Origin of the sequence: Oerskovia sp. Root22 (assembly GCF_001429135.1) — a bacterium.
GTDB classification, from domain to species: Bacteria; Actinomycetota; Actinomycetes; order Actinomycetales; family Cellulomonadaceae; genus Oerskovia; species Oerskovia enterophila.
Map to the genome: position 1 here is coordinate 136,500 of NZ_LMIL01000001.1, position 22,015 is coordinate 158,514.

Annotated in this window: 14 protein-coding genes; 7 read left to right on the forward strand and 7 right to left on the reverse strand. The window is 74.0% G+C overall.

Translation table 11 applies throughout. The features are described from left to right. Positions 1–39: 39 nt before the first annotated feature. On the reverse strand, positions 40–1,557 hold the full coding sequence (locus ASE15_RS00535) for a sugar transferase (protein WP_082618062.1): 1,518 nt from the start codon (positions 1,555–1,557) through the stop codon (positions 40–42). A 590-nt stretch (positions 1,558–2,147) separates the two neighbouring features. Here ASE15_RS00535 and ASE15_RS00540 point away from each other — a divergent pair. Further along, positions 2,148–2,396, forward strand: coding sequence for a DUF2530 domain-containing protein (locus tag ASE15_RS00540; protein WP_235534132.1), 249 nt, complete (start codon positions 2,148–2,150; stop codon positions 2,394–2,396). Positions 2,397–2,545: 149 nt separating this feature from the next. Further along, positions 2,546–3,655, forward strand: a complete 1,110-nt coding sequence (locus tag ASE15_RS00545) for an acyl-CoA desaturase (protein ID WP_231907564.1) — start codon at positions 2,546–2,548, stop codon at positions 3,653–3,655. A 25-nt stretch (positions 3,656–3,680) separates the two neighbouring features. On the opposite strand, the gene ASE15_RS00550 is transcribed toward ASE15_RS00545, so the two are convergent. The 4 genes from ASE15_RS00550 to ASE15_RS00565 are packed head-to-tail and all read right to left on the reverse strand — an operon-like array spanning position 3,681 to position 9,960. Next, on the reverse strand, positions 3,681–4,955 hold the full coding sequence (locus tag ASE15_RS00550; RefSeq protein ID WP_082618063.1) for an MFS transporter: 1,275 nt from the start codon (positions 4,953–4,955) through the stop codon (positions 3,681–3,683). Between the two features lie 19 nt (positions 4,956–4,974). After that, a complete protein-coding gene (locus ASE15_RS00555; RefSeq protein WP_056760509.1) occupies positions 4,975–8,517 on the reverse strand; it encodes a hypothetical protein in 3,543 nt (1,180 codons plus the stop codon). Next, positions 8,514–9,575, reverse strand: a complete 1,062-nt coding sequence (locus tag ASE15_RS00560; RefSeq protein ID WP_056760512.1) for a DUF3027 domain-containing protein — start codon at positions 9,573–9,575, stop codon at positions 8,514–8,516. Before ASE15_RS00560 ends, ASE15_RS00555 begins: the two co-directional genes overlap by 4 nt. Position 9,576: 1 nt before the next feature. Further along, entirely contained in the window at positions 9,577–9,960 is a 384-nt protein-coding gene (locus ASE15_RS00565; protein ID WP_056645398.1) for a cold-shock protein, read from the reverse strand. 274 nt (positions 9,961–10,234) lie between these two features. Here ASE15_RS00565 and ASE15_RS00570 point away from each other — a divergent pair, with 274 nt between their 5' ends. Next, the gene (locus ASE15_RS00570; RefSeq protein ID WP_056760515.1) at positions 10,235–12,208 is read left to right on the forward strand and encodes a DUF3352 domain-containing protein; all 1,974 of its coding nucleotides are present in this window, start codon (positions 10,235–10,237) and stop codon (positions 12,206–12,208) included. 509 nt (positions 12,209–12,717) lie between these two features. Here ASE15_RS00570 and ASE15_RS00575 read toward each other — a convergent pair. After that, positions 12,718–13,377 (reverse strand): TetR/AcrR family transcriptional regulator, encoded by a 660-nt coding sequence (locus tag ASE15_RS00575; RefSeq protein WP_056760518.1) that lies wholly within the window; start codon positions 13,375–13,377, stop codon positions 12,718–12,720. Positions 13,378–13,449: 72 nt separating this feature from the next. Here ASE15_RS00575 and ASE15_RS00580 point away from each other — a divergent pair, with 72 nt between their 5' ends. The 3 genes from ASE15_RS00580 (at position 13,450) to ASE15_RS00590 (ending at position 18,788) form a co-directional block, all read left to right on the forward strand. After that, positions 13,450–14,412 (forward strand): alpha/beta hydrolase, encoded by a 963-nt coding sequence (locus ASE15_RS00580; protein ID WP_082618065.1) that lies wholly within the window; start codon positions 13,450–13,452, stop codon positions 14,410–14,412. Between the two features lie 84 nt (positions 14,413–14,496). Beyond that, positions 14,497–17,073 (forward strand): helicase-associated domain-containing protein, encoded by a 2,577-nt coding sequence (locus ASE15_RS00585; RefSeq protein WP_056760521.1) that lies wholly within the window; start codon positions 14,497–14,499, stop codon positions 17,071–17,073. A gap of 47 nt (positions 17,074–17,120) precedes the next feature. Next, positions 17,121–18,788 carry a DNA repair helicase XPB gene (locus ASE15_RS00590; protein ID WP_056645383.1) on the forward strand — a complete coding sequence of 556 codons (1,668 nt, stop codon included), beginning with the start codon at positions 17,121–17,123 and terminating at the stop codon, positions 18,786–18,788. A gap of 31 nt (positions 18,789–18,819) precedes the next feature. On the opposite strand, the gene ASE15_RS00595 is transcribed toward ASE15_RS00590, so the two are convergent. Then, positions 18,820–19,548, reverse strand: a complete 729-nt coding sequence (locus ASE15_RS00595; protein WP_235534057.1) for a DUF5701 family protein — start codon at positions 19,546–19,548, stop codon at positions 18,820–18,822. Between the two features lie 231 nt (positions 19,549–19,779). On the opposite strand from ASE15_RS00595, the gene ASE15_RS00600 reads away from it, so the two are divergent. Then, positions 19,780–21,957, forward strand: a complete 2,178-nt coding sequence (locus ASE15_RS00600) for a TPM domain-containing protein (protein WP_235534059.1) — start codon at positions 19,780–19,782, stop codon at positions 21,955–21,957. Positions 21,958–22,015 lie beyond the last annotated feature (58 nt).

Below are 22,015 nucleotides of genomic sequence, written 5' to 3' on the forward strand. Positions count from 1 at the left end.
GCCCCCGAATCGGTGGCGTTACGTGCTAGTGAACGACGCTCAGTACGCCCCGTGACCCGACACCACGGCACGCGCCGTGCGGGCCAGGATCAGGAAGTCCCCGAACATGGTCCAGTTCTCCACGTAGTACACGTCGAGGCGCACGCTCTCCTCCCAGGAGAGGTCCGAGCGGCCGCCGACCTGCCACAGGCCCGTGAGGCCCGGCTTGACCAGGAGGCGGCGACGGACCTTCTTCTCGTACTGGCTGACCTCGCGCGGCAGCGGCGGGCGCGGGCCCACGAGGCTCATGTCGCCTCGCAGCACGTTGAAGATCTGGGGCAGCTCGTCGAGCGAGTACCGGCGGATGAACCGGCCCACGGGAGTCACACGCGGGTCGTCGCGGATCTTGAACAGCAGCCCCGACCCCTCGTTCGCCTGGGCGAGCGCCGTGAGGTCCAGCTCCGCGTCGACGCGCATCGAACGGAACTTGAGCATGGAGAACGTCTCGCCGTTACGACCCACGCGCTGCTGCGAGTAGAAGACGGGTCCCTTGCTCGTGAGCCACACCGCGAGGCCGACCGTGATCAGCACGGGCAGGAGCAGGATCGTGAGGATCGCTGCGCCGAACCAGTCCGAGATCGACTTGAACACGAACTTGGGGCCCGTGAACCGCGGGGCGTCGACGTGCAGGAGCGACACCGACTCGGCGGGGGTGATGGTGATGCGCGGGCCGGCCACGTCGACCAGCTCGGTCGTGAGCATGAGGTCGACGCCGACGGGCTCGAGCTCCCAGCTCAGGTGCCGCACGACCTCTGCGGTCACGGCGTCCGACCCGCTCACCGCGACACACCCCGCCTCGACGCGCGCGGCGACCTGCCCCGCGGACCGCAGGTCACCGAGGATCGGGACGCCCAGGATCGAGTCGCCGTCTCGCACCTGGCCGCTGGGGATGCACACGGCCACGACGCGGTAGCCCGAGCTGTCGCGCTCGTTGAGGTCGCGGATCAGCCGCTCGGCCTGGTCGCGGTGACCGATCGCCAGGACCGCGGTCCGGTGCGAGCCGGCAGACCGCTTGCGGTGGAGCCACTGGCGCCAGAGGTAGCGCCCCAGGAGGAGACCGCCCAGCCCCAGGGGGAACGCGACCACGAGGTAGCCACGGCCCTCCGGGAAGCGGAAGAGGAACGCGAGGATCGCCAGGACGGCGAACAGTCGCCACGAGGAGTCGAAGACCCGCTGGTACTCGGTGGGCCCGCTGCCCACGATCCGCACGTCCCGCGTCTTGGAGAACGCGAGCGAGCCGGCCCAGGCGACGCCGATCAGCACGCTCAGGACCAGGTACGGGACACCGACGTCCTCACGGACCGGCTGGCTGATGAACTTGTCCCAGCGTAGGAAGTACGCGGCGACGACACCGACCATGATGGCGAGCGTGTCGGTCGCCACGAGGCGGATCCGGTAGGACCTGTCCCAGGAGACCTCGGCGAACGACGCACGGGCCGCCCGGAGAGGAGCGGCAGGCGAAGCGGTGAAGATGTGGCGGAGTCCACGACGCGTGTCGTGGATGACGCTTCCGGCCATGGCCCGGCTACCTCTCGATAAAGTCCTGCAGCCGACTTCTTGACTGCGCGGAACGACTCATACTAGGAGCCGTCCCCAGGTAATAAGAATGCTGTGAAGGCCTTTTCACCCGGGTGAGAAGGTTGCGGACGCTCGGACTCTCAGCCCTGAGATTCAGCGCCTCCCGGCAGGAAGCGCATGCAGCGTGCTGGGGCAGGAATGGGAGTCGGACGACCGTCCAAGTAAAGGTCCCGAGGAGACGACCTCCGGGGGGACGCTGCGGTGCGTCACCCCGAACCCTGGACGTGCGTCCAGGTCTGAGCGTTCATCGAGCCTTCGGATACTAGCGGCTGTCGAGGCGAGGACGGAACCGTCGTCCACCGTTCGTCTCATACTGGAAGGATGAACGGCCGCCCAGGTTGTGACGCCGGTCACCGGGTGAAAAGGGCATCGCGCCGGAAGAGGGCAAACGGCCGACCCCAGGAGGCTTCGGCATGCACCGACACGTGCCCGCGCGCCTCGGCGCGCAGGCCGCGCCGGCCCGTCACGCCGCAGATTTCACCCGCTCCCCCGGCTCACGCCGCCCGCACTAGACTCGTCCCGTGCCCTCGATGATCTCCCTCCTGATCCACCCGGAGCGGCGCCGCCCCAACCCGCCGGCGCTCCGCGTCGACCTGCGCCACGTCGCCCTCGCCGGGATGTCCCTCTGGGCGATCGCCCTCGCTGTCTCGCTGGTCCTGCTCGCGCTCGGGCACGTGACGTACCAGGCCCCGGCCACGTGCGGCGCGGGCCTCCTGCTGGGCCTCGTCGGCCTCGCGTGGGAGCGCAGGAACCGTGCGGAGTACCGCTCGCCCGAGTGAGCCGCACCCGCCGGGGGCCTTCGTCGCCCCGCTTCCCGCACCGCCCTCCCGATAGGGGGGACAACCCCATAGTTCTTCGCCCACCCCGTTCGTAGAGTCGATCACGCGGCGTCTTGTTCTGCGTCCGCCCCCCGATCGACGAGTGGACGATGATGACGCCTAGCAGCGCGGTACTGGAGCTCGACCCCCCTCAGGCGAAGGCGCCGTCGGCTCGCCAGCGACAGGTCAGCGACTTCTCGGAGCTGACCCGCATGGTCCAGGAGACCGGGCTCATGCGTCGTCGCTACGCCTACTACTGGGCGCGGTTCGCGGGCATCGTGGCACTGCTCGCCGCGTGCGGCGTGGGCATGGTGCTGCTGGGCGACTCGTGGTGGCAGCTCGCGATCGCGGGCGCGCTGGGCGTGCTGTTCACGCAGATGGCGTTCCTGGGGCACGACGCGGCGCACCGCCAGATCTTCCGCTCGGGTCAGTGGAACGACTGGGCGAGCCTGGTCATCGCGAACCTGTTCGGCGGGCTGAGCTACGGCTGGTGGCTGCACAAGCACTCCAAGCACCACCAGAAGCCCAACGTCCTGGGCACGGACCCGGACATGATCAACGGCGTCCTCGTGTGGGAGACCGAGACGCTCGAGAAGCCCAAGACCGGTGTCCGCGGGTGGCTCGCGTCGCACCAGGGCTACTGGTTCTTCCCGCTCCTGCTCCTCGAGGGCCTCAACCTGCACGTCAACGGACTCAAGACGATCTTCGGCAAGGAGCCGGTCAAGCGCCGCGCGGTCGAGATCACGTTCGTCACGATCCGCCTGGTCGGGTTCGCCGCGGCGGTCTTCCTGCTCATGCCCGTGGGCATCGGCTTCGCCTTCATCGGTGTCGAGCTCGCCGTGTTCGGCTTCCTCATGGGGGCCTCGTTCGCCCCCAACCACAAGGGCATGCCGGTCATCGCGCCCGACGTCAAGATCGACTTCCTGCGCCGCCAGGTCCTCATGAGCCGCAACATCCGCGGAGGCCGCGCGGTCGACGTCTTCATGGGCGGCCTCAACTTCCAGGTCGAGCACCACCTCTTCCCCAGCATGCCGAGCCCCGCGCTCCGCAAGGTCCGCCCCATGGTCATCGAGTTCTGCCAGGCCAAGGGCATCAAGTACACCGAGACGACGCTGATCGACTCCTACCGGATCGTCATCGCGTACCTCAACCGGGTGGGCATCGCCTCGCGCGACCCGTTCCAGTGCCCCCTCACGGCGCAGTTCCGCTCGGCACGCTGAGCACGCTGCCGGACGCACCGTCGGGTCAGGATCGGGACGAGGTCTCGATCCCGGCCCGACGGCGTGTGGTCCGGTTCGCGTGCACGGACCACCGGGGCACCCACCTCGCGAGCGCGACCGCCCCGAGCAGCCCGACCGTCCCGGACGCGACGATCCCGCCCGCGAGGCTGCCGAGCGCGGCCCCCGCCGAGACCACGAGCGGGCCCAGTGCGGCCCCGGAGTCCTGGAAGAGGCGCCAGATCCCGAGGAACTGGGCGCGCACGTCCGGTGGAGCGACGTCGGCCCCGAGGGTCATGAGGATCCCCGAACCGATCCCGTTGCCGAACCCCATGACCATCGCGACGACCGCCACCCCGGCGACCGTGCTCGTGAGCGGCAGGACGACGATCGCCCCGCCCAGCACGACCATGCAGGGGATCGCGACCCACAGCCGGCCCATGCGGTCCATGACCTTGCCGGCCGGGTAGAAGAGCAGCATGTCGACCGCGCCGGACAGCCCGAAGATCACGCTCGTCGTCGCGGGGCTGAACCCCAGGTGCTCCGACCACAGGGGCAGCACGACCTGGCGGGCCGCGCGCGTCGCACCGACCATGACGACCGCGAGCCCGAGCGTCGCGAAGACCCGCCGGTTCTCGACCAGGACGGTCCGGAAGCTCACGGGGGTCACGGTCCGGCGGTGCTCGGTGGACCGGGCCGCGACGTCGGGCACCACGAGGGTCACGAGCCCCGCGAGCAGGCTCGTCCCCACGGCCAGCCAGTACGCGGCCTGCAGGTCCCACACCGCGAGCACGGCCGCCGCGGCGAACGGGCCGACGAACGCCCCGATCCGGTGCGTACCCGCGAGGGTCGACAGCGCGCGGGCGCGCTTGAGCACGGGAGTGACCTCGGTCAGGTAGGCCTGGCGCGCGAGCATGAAGACCGCGTTGGTCATGCCGACGCAGAACACCCCGGCGCCCAGGACCCACAGGTTGGGCGCGAGCGCGCACGCGACGAGACCCACGACCGACGCCGCAGCGGCCGTCATCATGGCGCGCCGGTCGCCGAACCTCGCGGCGAACGCGCCCGCGGGCACGTCCCCGGCGATCTGCCCGATCCCCAGGAGCGCCACGACGAACCCCGCGAGCGCGATCCCCGCGCCCATCGAGAGTGCGGTCAGCGCGATCACGGGCACGATCGCGCTGACCCCGGCCTCGAACACGAACGTGGGGACGTACACGCCGCCCACGAGCCGACGGTCGAAGATGCCCGAGGGCCCGTCGTCCGACGGCGTCGCGCGGCCCGGGCGAACGGTGCGGCTCATGCGGTGCGTGACGTGCGGGTCATCGGTCCCACGCCGACTCGGCGAGCAGCTCGTCGGCCGCGTCGGGGTCCAGGAGCCCGACCTCGAGCAGGTGCCTCGCGTCCGGGCGACCGGCCGCGGCGGCGAGCCCCCGCGCGAGGCCCGACGTCGTCGCGGCGTGCACCTGCGCCCCGTCGCGTCCCGCGCACACCCACCAGTCGACCTCGACGCCGTCCACGCTCAGGGCGTCGTGCTCGAACCAGCGCACCGGAACGCCCGGGACGAGCCCCACGACGCGGGCGTCGACGGCCTGAGGCGAGCCCTCGCCGTCGGGCCGCGGGACGTCCACGCTCCCCGGGGGCGCGAGCAGCGGGAGGTCGAGCAGGTCCGCGAGGGTCTCGCCCACGCGCACCGCGTCACCCGCGCTGCCGGGCGCGACGGGCAGCACGGTCCGCACCTGCGCCCACATGGCGCTCGTCGCGACGGCCAGGTCGTCGGCCGCGACGCACGTCGCGCGGCCCGCGCGCAGGCCGGGCAGGCGCTCGGGCAGCTCGTCGAGCACCTCCGCGGCCGGGGCGCGACCCGCGAGCGCGCCCAGCCCGCGCCACACCGCGAGCGAGGCGGACAGCGGGAGGGGCGTGCCGACGTCGGGCAGCGCGGCGAGGTACCCCGACCAGTCCGCCGGGTCAAGGTCCTCGAGCCGGACGACCCCGCCCAGCGCGCGCACCACCTCGGCGTCCAGACCGCGCACGGCCGGGGGCGGGTCGGCGAGGAAGGGGACGGTGCCGGGCTGGGCCGCGAAGGGCGCGCCGAGGTGCCGGCGCAGCCACCACGCGGTGTACGACGGCGCGTCCCCCACCCGCGCGCTCCCCTGGCCCCGGACGGGGGCGAGGAGCGCGGCGCGGGCGTCGGGATCGTGCGCGAGGCGCGCGAGGAACGCGGGCCAGGCGTCGTCGGCCACCGCGTCGAGGTCCGCGACGCCGTCGAGGTCGCCCACGTACGCCCCACCGCCGTGCAGGCCGGCGAGGGCGTCCAGGTAGTCGGTCCAGCCCGCGAGCCAGGACTGCGGGTCGGCCGGGTCGGCCGCGTCGTCAGCCAGGTCGGTCCCCCTGGCCCACGGGGTCAGGACGTCCGCGACCCGGTAGACCGACACGTCCGCCTGGACGCCGACCGCGCGCAGCACGTCCTCGCTCCACGCGCCCGACGGCTCGGCCTGCGCGACGAGCGGCACCAGGCCGTCGAGGTGCTCGGCCGCCCACGACCCGGGCAGCACGCACTCGCGCGCCGGGGACAGGTCGCCGTCAGCGGTGGGCAGGGGGAGCTCGCCGAGCCAGAAGGGCAGCTCGGTGGGCAGCGCGCCCTCGTCGAGCGCGGCCCGCACCAGGGCGAGCACCTGCCCGACGGCGGAGGGCACCTGGGCGGGCACGTCCCCCTCGGTGCCGGGAAGCGGGGCGTCGGGCTCGCTACCTGGCAAGGGAGGAGTCGTCCACGGCGCGGGCTCGACGTCTGCGAGGTCCTCGAGGTCGCCCAGGAGCGGATCGCCGTCCGCGGCCTCGTCCGCGAGGTGCAGGACGTGGTCCTTGACCGCGGGCTCCTCGAGGAGCGTGCGCGCAGAGGACACCGTGGCGCCGAGGCGTTCGAGGAGCGGGTGCGCGGCCTCCGGGTGGACGAGCCGCAGACCGAGCGAGCGCGCGAGCGCGAGGAACGGCGGGGAACCAGCCTTGCCGGCTGTGTCGGCCGTGCTCGGATCCTGGTCTTCCGGCGTGAGCAGGAGCGTGCCGCGGGCCCCCCGCACCGTGCGTCCGTCCGCGAGCGGGACGGTGACGGCACCGAGAGCGTCGAGCACGCCCGGCTGGCCGCGGTGCGGCGCGAGGACCGTGTAGATCTCCCGCCAGCTGCGCGGGCCCATGCCCGCGGGAAGCTCGTCGAGCACGTCGGCCAGGTCACGGGCCTGCACGCCCAACGAGCGCGCGACCGCGAGGAAGGGTGACGGGACGTCCACGAGTCCGGGCACCCAGCGTCCGAGGACCCGGAGCACGTCGGGATCGCGGCCCACCTCGCCCGCAAGGACCTGAGCGTCTCGTGGAGCGACGAGGTGCCGTGAAGCGTCCGGCTCGTCCTGACCGTCCAGGTGCGCCGTCGCCGCCATGATCTCACCGACCGGGGCGAGCATCGGCGTGCCCCGCAGGGCGTCGAGGGCGACGTCTCGGATCCGCGCGTCGACCTCGCTCGCGGGCAGACCGGTGGGGACGAGCCCGAGGACGTGCCCGCCGCGGGCCGGGACGTGGCCGGTGCCTTGGCCGATGCCGAGGACCGAGCCGGGCCGGGCGTCCGGCCCGGTCGCAGAAGAGCCCGGGCCGTTCGCCCCCTGCGCCGCGAGACGCGCGAGGAGGCGCGCGTAGGCCTCGCCCGACCTCGCCGCGAGAGCATCGGCCACGGGACCGGGCAGGACGTGGCGCCTGCTCGGGTCGAGCGGGAAGGACGCGATCAGGAGCGCGGGGAATGTCAGCCGCTCGTCGGTCGGCGTGGGGGCGTGCAGCAGGCCCGGGACCGCGGTCGGCTCGTGCGGCAGAGCCCACAGGAGCGACCACCCCGCGTGCCGCTGCTCGACCGGGAGCGACGCGAGCAGGTCGGCAGGGGTCTCCCCCGCGTCCCGCAGCACGGTCCACCGGGCGTCGGCGTCCTGGAGGCGGCGCACCTCGCCGGCGCCCGCGACGTCCACGACGACCTCGTCGAGCGCGGGCAGGGCCAGGAGCAGGGCGTCGTCGAGCTCGTCGAGCTGGCGGCGCACGGCCTGGACGGCCTCGTCGTCCCGCAGGCGCAGCGACACGACGGTGTCCGCGGGCGCGGCGGGTGCCCGGTCGGTGGCGGACCGGTCGGTGGGCACCGGGTCAGCGGAGACCTGGTCCGCGGGCGCGGCGGGCGACGGGACCGTTGGCAACGGGTCAGCGGGGAACGGCAGCCGCAGTACCGGGAGCGCGGCTCCCCGCTCACGGACCGCGGCCGCGAGCCTGTCAGCGTCCGCCCGGTCCGCCCCGGAAGCTCTCGTCAGCCCGTCCAGGGCCTCGCGCGTGCGCTCGAGCGAGAACTCGACGCCGCCCAGCGTCGACCGGACCACGATCTCGTCGGCCACCGACCGCACGGCCGCGAAGCCCACGCCGAACCGGCCCACGCGCCCGGGTCCCGATACCGCGGAGGTGCGCTCCGCCGTCGGGCCGGAGCCGGACCCCGGAGCGGGGGCGTCCGGGCGAGCCCCGGACGGGGCGAGCTTCGCGGAGGCGCGCATGGACGCCAAGGACGCGACACCAGCCGCGTCCAGCGGGGCGCCCGAGTTCTCGGCCGTGAGCCACCAGGCACCCGCCTCGTCCGGCGCGAGGCGCAGGACGAGGCGGCCAGGAACGCCCGCGTGTGCCGCGGCGTCGGCCGCGTTCTGCGCGAGCTCGACGACCACACGGTCGCGGTAGTAGCCGCGCGCGTGGTCCTCCTCGGTGTTCGCGTCCTCCCGGAAGCGAGTCGGCGACGCGAGCCACGCCTCCGAGACAGCCCGGCGCAGGGCCGCTGTCCCGAAGGCGTCGTCGGTCACCGTGAGGGCTCGTCCGGCGCGGCGTCCTCGGCAGGGGCGGACGGCTCCTCGCCCGGACCGTCACCCGTGGAGTCGGCCGACGAGGCGCCCGGCTCGGGCAGCGTGATGCGCGACAGCGCGAGCTGGATGCTCGCCTCGACCTCGGCCGAACGCTCCACGGGGGCAGCCTCGGAGGGAACCTCGACGTCGACGGGCACGTCGACGTGCGCCCTGCCGCCGTCCGTCGCCGGACCGGCCGTCTCGCTCGACGCCTGCGCGGCATCGAGGAGCTGCACGATCTCGACGTCCATCTCGTCGATCAACGGGTCCGGCGCGGGCCAGTCCGTCGGGTGCGGCTCGACGTCCGTCTCTGAGTGCGCTCCGCACCCGTGGTCGAGGCTCACGACCTTGCCGTCGTCCGGGGACCACGGGTTGGCGCAGACCGCGAAGAGCTGGCCGAGCGCCCCCTGGAGCGGGACCAGGAAGCCGCACGAGCCGCACTCGGCGCTCGACGCGACCGCGCCCGGCGCCGTGGGTCCCCGCGTGCCGCGGTACCAGCGCTCGGCGGCCTCGTCACGGCCCTGCGGCGAGAGCACGCGCACGCGGGCGAGCGCGAGCTCCTCGATCGCGACCTCGTCCTGCTCCTCGTCGCCCGTCGGCACGTAGCCCGGCTCGAGGCGCGGGTCGTCCGCCTGGAACGGCAGCACGTCACCCGTGCCGATGTCGCCGGGGCGCAGGCGCTCCGACCACGGCAGCCACTCGGGGGCCAGGATGGCGCCGTCGCCCGGCAGGAGCTCGACCTCGCAGACCGTCGCGACACGACCGCGCGGCACGCGGGCGAGCGTCACCGTCCAGCGCCACCCCCGGTACCCGAGCATGGTGCAGGCGAACAGGTGGGAGATCAGGCGGTCCTCAACGGCGAGGGTCCCCAGGTGCTCCCCGACGTCCCCGGGGTGCTCGGCGACCTGCTCCGCCGCGGCACGCGCCAGGTCCACCGCACCCGTGAGCACGGCGTCCTTGGCGGCGCGCGCGCTCACGCGACGAACGGTCGGTCCTTCAGCGGCGGCCACGGCAGCCATGTCATGCCTCCAGGTCGTCGGCGACAGCGCGCAGGACCCGGGCGATCTGGGCCCCCTTGGCGGCGTCCGGGTAGCGGCCACGGCGCAGCGAACCGCCCACCTGGTCCATCACCTTGATGAGGTCCTCGATCGCGACCCCGAGCTCCTCGGCAGGGCGGCGCTGCGCCTTGGCGACCGAAGGCGCCGGGTCGAGCAGCTTGATCGCGAGCGCCTGCGGGCCGCGGCGGCCGTCGGCCACACCGAACTCCACCCGGGCACCGGGCTTGGGCGCAGCAGCGCCGTCGGGCAGCGCGGAAGCGTGCAGGAAGACCTCGTCTCCCTCATCGCTGGCGATGAAGCCGAACCCTCGTTCGGTGTCGAACCACTTGACCTTGCCGGTGGGCACGTGAACCTCGTTTGTGCTCGTGGGAATCAGAACTCCCAGGTTACCGGGCGCGCGCCCCCACCGTCGCATCCGCCCGGCCGCGTCCGGGAGCGGGCTCCGGGTGAGAAACACGGGACGCGACGAGCCGCGAGCCGCACGGCCCCGCGGCAGCCCGGCACGGAGGGGAGAACTCCCCATGAGAGGGGGCGGCGGCGGACCCGCTGGCTCCACTAGCCTTCAGGCGACCGCCGGCCCCGCAGCGCCGGACGCGCCGCCCCCGACACAGAGGTTCTTCATGACCACGCCGCCCACCTTCCCGCCCGCCGACCCTTCCGGGGCGTGGCAGCAGCCTGCCGGCTACCCACCTTCCGCCCCGGGCCCCGTCAAGCCTTCGCGCCTGCGCACGGGCCTGGTCCTGGGCGGTGCGGCGACCGCCGCACTCGTCCTGGTGGGCGGCGGGGTCTTCGCGTACACGACGCTCGACGGCGGCGGCGCGCAGCCCGAGGCCGCGCTCCCGGACACCACGATCGCCTACGTGCGCGTCGACCTGGACCCGTCGGCCACCCAGAAGGTCAACCTCCTGCGCCTCGCGAACCGCTTCCCGGACCTCGCGAAGGACCTCGACGTCGACCTGAGCGAGACCGCGGACCTGCGCGAGCTCCTGGTCGACGCGATCGCCGGGAGCGGCGAGTGCACGGTCGACTACGCGGCCGACGTCGAGCCGTGGCTGGGTCAGCGTGCGGGGTTCGCGTCCCTCCCGGCCACCGAGGACGGCGCCGAGCCCGAGCCCGTCGTGGTCCTCCAGGTGACCGACGAGGGCGCTGCCCGCACGGCCATCGAGTCCGAGCTGGGCTGCGGGGACGGCATCGAGCCCGCACAGGTCGCGTTCACCGACGGGTACGCGCTCATCACGTCCGAGACGCTCGCTGCCGCGGACGTCGCGTCCGCCGCGAACAAGGCCCCGCTCGCCGACGACCCGCTGTTCAGCGCGGACAGGAAGGCCCTGGGCGACGCCGGGCTGGTCTCGGTGTGGGTGGACGTCCAGGGCGCCAAGGGCCTGCTGGAGGACTCCCTCGCCGGTCAGGGCGACAGCGAGGAGACGACGGCGGCGCTCGCCGAGCTCGACGGCGTCACCTCGGTCACGGGCGCGCTGCGCGCAGGCTCCGACCACCTCGAGCTCGCGTTCGCGGTGGGCGCCGACGAGGCGACCCTCACGCCGCTCGAGGGCTCGGGGACCTCGCTCCTGACCGGGCTCCCCGACACGACGCTGTTCGCGTCGGCGGGCACGGTCGACCCCGCGGCGATCGACGAGGCGTGGGAGCAGCTGAGCACTCTCGCCGACACGTTCGGGTCCAGCGGGCTGGATGGCCTGGAGGACCTCGGCAGCCTGGGCGGCGACGACCTGCTCGACGACGACTGGTCGCTGTCCTCGAACCCGGTCGGTACGACGACGCTCCCCACGGTGACCGAGGCCGAGTGCGCCGCGCTGCTCGCGCAGCCCGAGTACGCCGCCGACTTCTCCGGGCTCGGCCTCACGGCCGAGGAGGAGGCCGAGTACAAGAGGACCTACGACGAGGCCTTCATGTCGTCGTGCACCGGCACCGACCTGGGCCTGGGGGCCGACGACCTCGACACCGATCTCGGCACCGACGACCTCTACGGCGACGACTACCTGACGGACGACCCGTACGGCGACGACCTGCTGCCCAGCGGCCTCGGCTTCCAGGAGACGGTCGACGAGCTCGAGAAGTCGTTCGACATCAAGCTGCCCGAGGACCTCAAGACGCTCCTGGGCGAGCAGATCGTCGTCGCGCTCGACTCCGCGGGTCTCGACGACATCTCGTCGGTGACGGGCCCGGGAGACGTGAGCTTCGGAGCACGCACGATCGGTGACAAGGCGGCGCTCGAGGACCTCCTGGGTCGGATCGACGCGATCCTCGTGGACGCCGGGGCAGACAAGCTCTCGAGCGCCACGACCGAGGACGGCCTCGTGATCGCGTCGAACGACGACTACGCGGCCCAGCTCGCAGCCGAGGGCAAGCTGGGCACCAAGCCCGCGTTCACGACGGTCGTGCCCGACGCGAAGTCGGCCAGCTCGGCGATGTTCGTCGACATCGACGCGATCGAGAAGATCGCCCGAGCGAACATCGACGCGCTGGGCGGCGACGACTCCTGGATCTCCTACGTCGCGCCCCTCCAGGCGTTCGGCGTGTCGACCCGGGTCGACGGCGGGCACGCAGTGTCGAGCGTGCGCCTCAGCTTCGACTGACCGGCGCGCGCCGGGCCGGCGGCCCGTGAGGGCGCGCCGCACTACAGCGCGACAGCGCGACAGCGCGACCGCGCGACACAGATCAACGGCCGGCCACGGGACTCTCGTGGCCGGCCGTCGGTGCTCCCGGATCGAGGGCCACGGCGATCCCTGGGAGCGCGGGCGGCATCGGCTGCAAGGCCACCGCAGCCACGGCCCTGGAGCGGGTGCAGCGGTTCGCCGGACCGGCCGGGCACCGGGCACCGGGCACCGAGCACCGAGCACCGAGCACCGAGCACCGAGCACCGGGCACCGAGCGCGGGACAGGGGATGCCTGCGCAGCGCTTTCCGGTGAGCGGAACTCGCGTTCGCTGACCGGGACAGGGATTCGCTCAGCGAACCCTCTTCGACAAGGCCCCCGCGCCAGGCTCGGCTGGGCTCCCGGCCTGGCTCGGCCCGCAGGGTCGATCGGCGTCGACGAGCGCGAGCTCCGCCGGGCCGCCCCATGATCAGCCAGCTCGTCGCGAGGCTCAGCCCGCGAGATCCAGCGCGCCGAGCAGCTCGGGGTCCGCCCCGGCGGCGAGCAGCCGGGCGCGCATCGCGGCCGCCGCGAGCACGTAGGGGCGGTCGTCGCCCAGCAGCAAGGACCGCGAGTTGGCGGCCTCGTCGAGGGCCAGCAGCTCGAACGCGAGGACCTCGGCCTCGGACTGGTCGATCGCGAGCTCGCCCGCTGCCACCGCCGCCCTCGTCTGCGCCTCGACGTAGCCGTACCAGTCCGCGAGCGCCGACCGCACAGCGGCGTTCACGGGACCCGGCTTGGAGTCGACGTCGGCCGCGGTCGCGGCGAAGAAGCAGCCGCCCGTGAAGACTCTGTCCCTCGAGTACACGAGAGCGTTCCGCAGCAGCACGACCAGGCGGCGCAGGCCCCTCGGCTCCGTGCGCGCCGGCTCGACGATGGTCGCGACGAAGATCTCCCGTGCCGCGACGACGGTCGCGAGCTGCAACCCCTCCTTGCCGTGGAAGAGCGTGGCGATGCTGCTCTTGCTGCGGCCCGACGCCTCGGCCAGGCGACCGATCGTCAGTCCGTCGAGCCCCTCGACCGACGCGAGGTCCGTCGCGCGTGCGAGCACGTCCCGCCGTGACGCGTCACCACGGGCTCGTCGACCGTCCAGGGCTGCGAGTTCTGCCATCCCCCTAGTGTACGAACGATCGTTCGCGTAATCTACAGAACGAACGATCGTACGCATTCATCTGGAGGAGACATGCCCGTCCTGAACAGCGCGGTCGGCCGCGGCCTGCGCGCCGTCGCCACCGTCTCCCCGGGGCTCGCCGGCCGCTTCGCGCTGCGAACCTTCTTCGTCACCGCTCCCCGCATCCCCGTGCGCGATGCCGACACGTCCACGCACCACACCGCGCGGCGAGCAACGCTCATCGTCCGCGGCCGGGCGCTCACGAGCTACGAGTGGGGGTCCGGCCGGCGCACGGTGCTGCTGGTCCACGGGTGGCGCGGGCGCGCGTCCCAGCTCTCTCCCCTGGTTCGCGAGCTCGTCGCCGAGGGCTTCCACGTCGTGTCGTTCGACGCCCCGGCGCACGGCACGTCTCCGGGCGGCCCGGCCGACATCCGCGACTGGGTCGCGGCGACCGAGGCCCTGCAGCGCGTCCACGGCCCGTTCCACGCGCTCGTCGGGCACTCGTTGGGCGCCCTGGCTGCACTCACCGCGGCCCGTTCGACCGTCCCGACGCGACGCGTCGCGGTCGTCTCGGGCGTGGGCAGCCCCGATCCGTATCTCACGCAGTTCGGGCGCGACCTGGGCCTGGACGCCCGCACGCTGACCCACGTCGGGGCCCGCTTCCTCGCCCGGCTCGGCGAGGACCGGGCCTCCGCCTCAGCCCGCTACGACGCCGTGACCCACCTGTTGCCGGCGACGACCGAGCTCCTCGTGGTGCACGACCGTGGCGACCGACGGATGCCGGACCTGGACGCGCGACGGCTGCACGCTGCCCACGGCGACAGGTCTCGCCTGGTCCTCACGTCCGGGTTCGGCCACACCAAGGTCCTCTCGTCCGACCTCGCCCTCGACGCCCTGACCGCGTTCGTCACGGGCGGGCTCGACGCGGTCGACTCCCTCGACGTCGCGGAGGTCGGGGCGCGGGCGCTCGATCCGCACGCCCCGCGGACACCGGTCGACACGCGACGCTCCGCACGGCCCCAGGTCGGTGCGTGACCGCCGCGGCACAGCACCGCCACGACCATCCGCGCCTCGAGGACCAGGGTGAGGCGCACCCCCGACCCGCGTAGCATCGGACGAATGGCCTCAACGCCTCCGGCTCCGCGCCGGACCTTCCCCGAGGCTCTTCGCTCCCGCAGCGACGAGCACCTCGTCGCGCTGCTGATGCAGCGCCCTGACCTGGCCACTCCTTCGCCGTCGACCCTGCGTTCGCTCGCAGCCCGCTCCACCAGCCGTACCAGCCTGGATCGGGCCGTCGCCCGCCTCGACGCCCTCGAGCTGCAGGTGCTCGACTCCGTCCTGGTCCTCGGGGACCAGGCCTCCGCTCCCGCTGCCCCCCACCCGCCCGTCACGATCGACCGGCTCCTGGCAGCCCTGGCGACCGAGCCCGCTGACGCCCCGCTCGTCCGCGCGGCGGTCGCACACCTGCTCGAGGGGGCCCTGCTGTGGGACCGGGGTACCTCCGACTCGACGGACCCGTCGGCCGCGACCGACCTGGCCGTCGCCCCGGGCCTGTCCGAGGTCCTCGGCCCCTACCCGGCGGGGCTCGGCCCCGCGGACCCGTCCTCCCCGCTCGCCCACGCGCCGTCGGGCCCGTCGTCCGACCAGGCGGCCGTAGCCCTCGGCGCTCTCCTCGCCGACGCTCCCCCAGGGGCGCGGAGCATCCTCGACGCCCTGACCTGGGGGCCGCCCGTGGGGGTCGCGCCCCGCGCCGACCCCGTGGGCCGCGAGGCCACGACCTGGCTCCTGCGCCACCGCCTGCTCCTCGCCTCGGACGAGCGTCACGTCGTCCTGCCGCGCGAGGTCGCGCTCGCGCTGCGCGGCGGCCGCACGCACGCGAGCACGGCCGCGCACCCACCCCAGCCCGACGCCCCGCACTTCACCGAGGACACCATCACGGCCGAGGCCGCCCGCGCGGCCCAGGACGTGGTCCGGCTCGTCGCGCACCTCCTGGCCCTGTGGCAGGCCTCGCCCCCGAACGTCCTGCGCGCGGGCGGGCTGGGCGTGCGCGACCTGCGTCGCCTCGCGACGACCCTCGAGGTCGACGAGCCGACCGCCGCGTTCGTGGCCGAGCTCGCGCTCGCGACCGGCCTCGTCGTCGACGACGGCGAGGACCCGCCCTCGTTCACGGTGACGCTCGCGGGCGAGGACTGGCTCGAGCTGCCGCTCGCGAGCCGCTGGGCCGCGCTCGCCGCGGCCTGGGCCGCGTCGGGACGCACCCCGTGGACCATCGGCAGCCGCGACGAGCGCGGCACGCTCCGCGCGGCCCTCGAACCCGACCTGAGCCGCCCGTGGGTCCCGCGCCTGCGGTTCGACCTCCTCTCGGCCCTCGCCGACCGCCCCGGGCAGGCCCTGACCCCGACCGACCTGCTCGAGGTCCTGCGCTGGGGATCGCCGCGCGCCACTCCCCCGGCCCAGGCCGTCGAGGGCCTCGTGCACGAGGCCGCACTCCTGGGCGTCACGGGGGTCGGCGCGCTCGCCCCGACGGGTCGGGCACTCCTGCTCCCCGTGCCCGACGGCGCCGCGCACGGCCCGCGCGTCGGCTCACCGGGGGCGACGGGCGGGTCACCCAGGGCAACGAGCGGGGGTGCCGACACGGGCTCACCCGAGACCGCGCTCGCGCACGCCCTCGAGTCGGTCCTGCCGCCCGAGGTCGACGAGCTGCTCGTCCAGGGCGACCTCACCGGGATCGTGCCGGGACGCCCGAGCGCCGCGCTCGAACGGCTCCTCGAGGACGCCGCGGACGTCGAGTCCCGCGGCGCCGCGATCACGGTCCGGTTCACGCCCGAGTCGCTGACCCGGGCGTTCGACGCGGGCCGCAGCGCGGAGGACCTGCTCACCGAGCTCGCCTCACACTCGCGCACGCCGCTCCCGCAGCCGCTCGACTACCTCGTGCGCGACACGGCCCGGCGGCACGGGCGGCTGCGCGTCGGGACCGCGTCGAGCTACGTCCGCGCCGAGGACCCCGCGCTCCTCACGGGTCTCGTCGAGGACCCGGCGCTGCGCCACCTGTCGCTCTTCCGCGTCGCACCCACGGTCCTGGCCGCGCTCGTCCCGGCCGCGACGCTCCAGGCGGCGCTGCGCGACCGCGGCCTCGCGTCCATGGTCGAGGGGCCCGACGGCCGGGTCGTGCGCACCGAGCGCGTCCGGTCGACGGTCCGCTCTCGCGTGGGCGGGCGACGCCCGCTGGACACGGCCACCCGGGGGCGCTCCGCCGTCGGACACGGGGTACCGGCACGGGAGGGCGCCGCGCTCGACACCGCAGCCCGGCGCGAACGGTACGCCGACCTCGTCCCGCGGCTGCGCGCCGCCGACGACGCGGCGCTCGCCGCGCCCCCGGCGTCGGCGAGCCGCGCGGACGCCCCGCCCGAGCCGCGCGGAACAACCGAACCCCCTGCCGCGTTGGGACTCCTGCGCGACGCGATCGACGCGGGCGACCACGTGGTGCTCGAGACGATCGACCCCACGGGCCAGCCGACCCGCCGCCGCGTGAAGCCCCTGGTCCTCGAAGGAGGGCGCTTGCGCGCTCTCGACCCTGCCCGGGACGCCGAGCTGACCGTCGCGGTCCACCGCATCGCCGGCGTCTTCACCGACGCCCCTGCGCCCGCGCAGGACGACGCACCCACGGGCGCCTCCTCGGGGGCGCCGAACGACTAGCCCGCACCACCGCGCCACGACACGACGCACCACCCGGAAGGACGCACATGGCCGACGGCCCCCTGATCGTGCAGAGCGACAAGTCGCTGCTGCTCGAGGTCGATCACCCGCTCTCCGGCGACGCCCGCCGGGCCATCGCCCCGTTCGCCGAGCTCGAACGAGCCCCCGAGCACGTCCACACCTACCGGCTCACGCCCCTGGGCCTGTGGAACGCGCGGGCTGCGGGTCACGACGCCGAACAGGTCGTCAACGTCCTGCTCCAGTACAGCCGCTACCCCGTGCCGCACGCGCTGCTCGTCGACGTCGCGGAGACCATGTCACGCTACGGGCGCCTCCAGCTCGTCGCGCACCCCACGCACGGCCTGGTGCTCCAGGCGACCGACAAGGCGGTGCTCGCCGAGGTCCTCAAGTCCAAGCGGACGGCGGGCCTCGTGGGTGACCGCCTGGGTGACGACTCCGTGGTCGTGCACCCCTCGGAGCGCGGGCACCTCAAGCAGGTGCTGCTCAAGCTCGGCTGGCCCGCCGAGGACCTCGCGGGCTACGTCGACGGCGAGAAGCACCCGATCGACCTGTCGCCCACCGACCCGGCGCACGAGGACAAGCCCTGGGCCATGCGGCCCTACCAGCAGCAGGCCGTCGACGGGTTCTGGCACGGCGGCAGCGGCGTCGTCGTGCTCCCGTGCGGTGCGGGCAAGACGATCGTCGGGGCCGGAGCCATGGCGAAGTCCGGCACGACGACGCTGATCCTCGTCACGAACACCGTGAGCGCGCGCCAGTGGCGCGACGAGCTGGTGCGGCGCACCACGCTGACCGAGGACGAGATCGGCGAGTACTCGGGCGCCCGCAAGGAGATCAAGCCCGTCACGATCGCGACCTACCAGGTGCTCACGACCAAGCGGAAGGGCGTCTACACGCACCTCGAGCTGCTCGACGCGCGCGACTGGGGCCTCGTGGTCTACGACGAGGTCCACCTGCTGCCGGCCCCGATCTTCCGCATGACCGCGGACCTCCAGGCGCGCCGCCGCCTGGGCCTGACCGCGACGCTCGTGCGCGAGGACGGCCGCGAGGACGAGGTCTTCAGCCTGATCGGGCCCAAGCGGTACGACGCACCCTGGAAGGACATCGAGGCCCAGGGGTACATCGCGCCCGCGGACTGCGTCGAGGTGCGGCTCACGCTCCCCGACCGCGACCGCATGGCGTACGCGACCGCCGAGCCCGAGGACAAGTACCGGCTCGCCGCGACGGCACCGGGCAAGAACCGGGTCGTCGAGCAGATCGCGGCCGCGCACCCAGACGACCAGGTCCTCGTGATCGGCCAGTACCTCGACCAGCTCGAGGAGCTCGGCGAGCACCTCGACGCGCCCGTCATCACGGGTGCAACGACCGTGCGCGAGCGTCAGCGCCTGTTCGAGGCGTTCCGCTCCGGGGAGATCAACCGGCTCGTCGTGTCGAAGGTCGCGAACTTCTCGATCGACCTGCCCGAGGCGTCGGTCGCGATCCAGGTGTCGGGGTCGTTCGGCTCGCGCCAGGAGGAGGCGCAGCGCCTGGGACGCATCATGCGGCCCAAGCAGGACGGGCGCACCGCACACTTCTACGCCGTGGTCTCGCGCGACACCGTGGACCAGGACTTCGCGGCGCACCGGCAGCGCTTCCTGGCGGAGCAGGGGTACGCGTACCGCATCGTCGACGCGGAGGACCTGGACGTCGTGCAGTAGAGGGTGGGAGCCGCCGTCGGGCAGCGAGCCCCTAGACCACCCGCCGGTCCCCCGACGCGAAACCCAGCCACGTGTGCCGGTTGCCCGCCCAGCACCAGCCGACCTTGGGCGCGCCGCGGCGCGCCTTGCCGTCGCGCCCGGTGCCGTTCGAGATCCACACCGCGGGCGTCCGCGAGTCGAGGCGTCCCTCGTCCTTGCGCAGCCGCGACCCGATCGTCATGAAGCAGTGGTTGCGCGCCACGACGTCGGGCGTCTGCAAGGCCCAGTGGATCCCTTCGCTGAGCACGAGGGGCGTGCGGCCCCGTCGAGCGATCTCCGGCAGCGCCTCGTCAGGGGACCAGTTCGCCATGTCGTCGCCACGGTCGACGTCCGTCACGACGTAGAGCGCCTCCTCGGGCAGCGCGAGCCCTTCGAGAGGCTCGAACCGGTCCACGTCGTCCATGTCGACCACGACGAACCCCTCCTTGTCCCCGAGCCGGAGCAGGGGTGCGAGGACGGACGGCGGGGCGAGGCGCGGATGGACGGCGAGCAGCCCGCCCTGGGGCGCGCTCAGGGCGAGGCGCCCGACGGCGTCGCGCACCTCGCGAGCGGACAGCCCGGCGAGCTCATGGACACCGAGCGCGATCAGGCGCTCGGCCTGGTCGGCGAGCGACGGCAGGGGCGAGACGGCAGGCGCGGCAGTGTCCGGAGACGGGGGCGTACCGTCGGGCAACGCCGCGGCTGGGGCTGCGGGCGAGGACGTCGTCGTGCGGGGAGTCATGAAGGCCTCTCGTCGGGAGCGTGACGCTCGAAGAACACTGTACGCCGTACGAATATTCCGCCTTCCTCGGAGGGGCAGCGCCCCCGGGCAGGCGCCCTTCACACGGCACGCCCCCGACGCCCGGAAGATCCAGATCGCCCTGATCCAGCGCACGACTCAGTCCGGGTGAAATGCCCATCGGTGTCCGGAATCGCGATTGCGGCGGGGCGCCCCCTGGGAAAGGATCACGAGGTGACCTCGTCGTCCGATACAGCCGCACCCCCTCGCCCCGCCCGCATGCTCCGGTCCACGGTGCGCACCGGGCTCGCGCTCACCGTCCTCGGCGCTCTGGGCCTGGCGACCTTCGCTGCGCCCGCCGGCGCGGTCGACACCGCGTGGCCGAGCGACGGCGCGGCCACCACGTCTGTCCTGGTCGAGGCGCCGAGCACCGGCACCTCATCGGTCACCGCCGACACCCGGCTCCCTGCTGCACAGCCCCTGGACCTCCCGGGCCGCATCACCGACCCGGACGGTGTCCTGGGGAACCAGACCGACGAGGTCGAGGCCGCGATGGACCGCCTCGAGGCCGACACCCCGTACCAGCTCTACGTCGTGTACGTCGACACGTTCGACGGCCAGGACGCGCAGACCTGGGCCACCGCGACGGCCAACCTGTCGGGGCTGGGCCGCGACGACGTCCTGCTCGCCGTCGCGACCGAGGACCGTCGCTACGACCTCTCGGCCGACAACAACATCGGGCTCTCGGACGCCTCGCTCGACAAGGTCCAGGCCGCGGTCGAGGACGAGCTCAGCCAGGAGGAGTGGGCGCAGTCCGCGATCGTCGCCGCGGACACGCTGCGCACCGAGGCGACCGGTTCGTCGTCGTCGGGCGGATCCGGCTGGCTGATCGTGCTCGTCGTGGGCCTGCTCGCGATCGCGGGCTTCTTCGTGGTCCGCTCGATCCTGCGCAAGCGACGTGGCACGGCCGCCCGGCAGGGTGGCACGGACGAGGCCGACGAGCTCTCCCAGCTCCCCACCGACGAGCTCAACCGTCGGGCCAGCTCGGCCCTCGTCGCGATCGACGACGCCATCAAGACCTCCGAGCAGGAGCTCGGCTTCGCCCAGGCACAGTTCGGGCTCGAGGCCACCAAGGAGTTCCAGGTCGCGCTCGAGACGGGCAAGCAGAAGGTCTCCCAGGCGTTCGCGCTGCGTCAGCAGCTCGACGACCAGACCCCCGAGACCGAGCCGGTCTCGCGCTCGATCATGGCCCAGATCATCACGCTGTGCGCCGACGTCGCGGCCGCGCTCGACGCCGAGTCCGCCCAGTTCGACGAGCTGCGCGACCTCCAGTCCCGCGCCCCCGAGGTCCTCGACACCGTGGAGCGGCGCGCCGGTGAGGTCGAGGCCCGCATCGCCCCGGCCCGCAGCACGCTCGCGGGCCTCTTCGCGACCTACCCCGAGGCCGCGCTCGCGTCGGTCGCGGCCAACCCCGACCAGGCCACGCAGCTCGTCGCGGGCGCCCGCGAGGCCGTCGCCGCAGGACGCGCCGCGCTCGAGGGCAAGGACCGCGCGTCCGCCGTCGCGCACGCCCGCGCCGCCGAGAACGCGGTCGGCCAGGCCGTCATGCTTCTCGACGCGGTCGACTCGGCGGGCGAGGACCTGGCCCAGGCCGGCAAGCGCCTCGACGTGGCCGTCGCCTCGATCACCGCGGACATCGCCGATGCCGCGCGCCTCGCCCCGGGCGACCCCGCCGTGACCGCGCGCTCCACCGAGGCCCAGGCCGCCGTGGCCGACGCCCAGGGCGCACGCACCGGCGGAGACCCGCTCGCCGCCCTGCGCCGGCTCACCGACGCCGAGGCCGCGATCGACGCCGCCCTCGCACCGTTCCGCGAGAGCGCCGAGCAGGCCGCACGCGCCGCTGCGCTCCTGCGCGACACCCTGGGCCGCGTCGACTCCCAGATCCGCGCGACGAACTCGTTCATCGAGACCCGGCGCGGCGCCGTCGGCCCCGAGGCCCGGACCCGGCTCTCCGAGGCCATCCGCTACCTCGGCGAGGCGCAGGCCCTGCAGCCGTCCGACCCCGTCCGCGCCCTCGCCACGGCCCAGCAGGCCGACTCCCTCGCACAGTCTGCGGCCCAGCTGGCCCAGCGCGACGCGGCCGCGTGGGAGCAGCAGCAGAACGGTCCCGGCATGTTCGGTGGCGGCGGCTCGGGAGGCGGGAACAACGTTGGCGGCATGGTCCTCGGCGGCATCCTGCTCGACCAGATCCTGCGCGGAGGGGGCGGCGGAGGCCGTCGCTCGAGCGGGGGGTTCGGCGGCGGCTACGGCGGTGGGGGGTTCGGCGGCGGCGGTTCGTCCGGCCGGTCCTCCCGCGGTTCGTCCGGTGGCCGTTCCTCGGGCGGCCGCTCCAGCAGAGGAGGACGGTTCTAGGGGTCGGCCCCTCGCCCGGCCCCGCAGGTCGCACGGCCGGGCGCCACGTCGCCACGAC

What these genes read in the sequence shown, in the direction of transcription:
- ASE15_RS00550 (WP_082618063.1), bottom strand. Translation starts at nt 4,955, where the DNA reads ATGAGCCGCACCGTTCGCCCGGGCCGCGCGACGCCGTCGGACGACGGG.
- ASE15_RS00570 (WP_056760515.1), top strand. Translation starts at nt 10,235, where the DNA reads ATGACCACGCCGCCCACCTTCCCGCCCGCCGACCCTTCCGGGGCGTGG.
- ASE15_RS00575 (WP_056760518.1), bottom strand. Translation starts at nt 13,377, where the DNA reads ATGGCAGAACTCGCAGCCCTGGACGGTCGACGAGCCCGTGGTGACGCG.
- ASE15_RS00560 (WP_056760512.1), bottom strand. Translation starts at nt 9,575, where the DNA reads ATGGCTGCCGTGGCCGCCGCTGAAGGACCGACCGTTCGTCGCGTGAGC.
- ASE15_RS00535 (WP_082618062.1), bottom strand. Translation starts at nt 1,557, where the DNA reads ATGGCCGGAAGCGTCATCCACGACACGCGTCGTGGACTCCGCCACATC.
- ASE15_RS00595 (WP_235534057.1), bottom strand. Translation starts at nt 19,548, where the DNA reads ATGACTCCCCGCACGACGACGTCCTCGCCCGCAGCCCCAGCCGCGGCG.
- ASE15_RS00540 (WP_235534132.1), top strand. Translation starts at nt 2,148, where the DNA reads ATGATCTCCCTCCTGATCCACCCGGAGCGGCGCCGCCCCAACCCGCCG.
- ASE15_RS00580 (WP_082618065.1), top strand. Translation starts at nt 13,450, where the DNA reads ATGCCCGTCCTGAACAGCGCGGTCGGCCGCGGCCTGCGCGCCGTCGCC.
- ASE15_RS00590 (WP_056645383.1), top strand. Translation starts at nt 17,121, where the DNA reads ATGGCCGACGGCCCCCTGATCGTGCAGAGCGACAAGTCGCTGCTGCTC.
- ASE15_RS00585 (WP_056760521.1), top strand. Translation starts at nt 14,497, where the DNA reads ATGGCCTCAACGCCTCCGGCTCCGCGCCGGACCTTCCCCGAGGCTCTT.
- ASE15_RS00545 (WP_231907564.1), top strand. Translation starts at nt 2,546, where the DNA reads ATGATGACGCCTAGCAGCGCGGTACTGGAGCTCGACCCCCCTCAGGCG.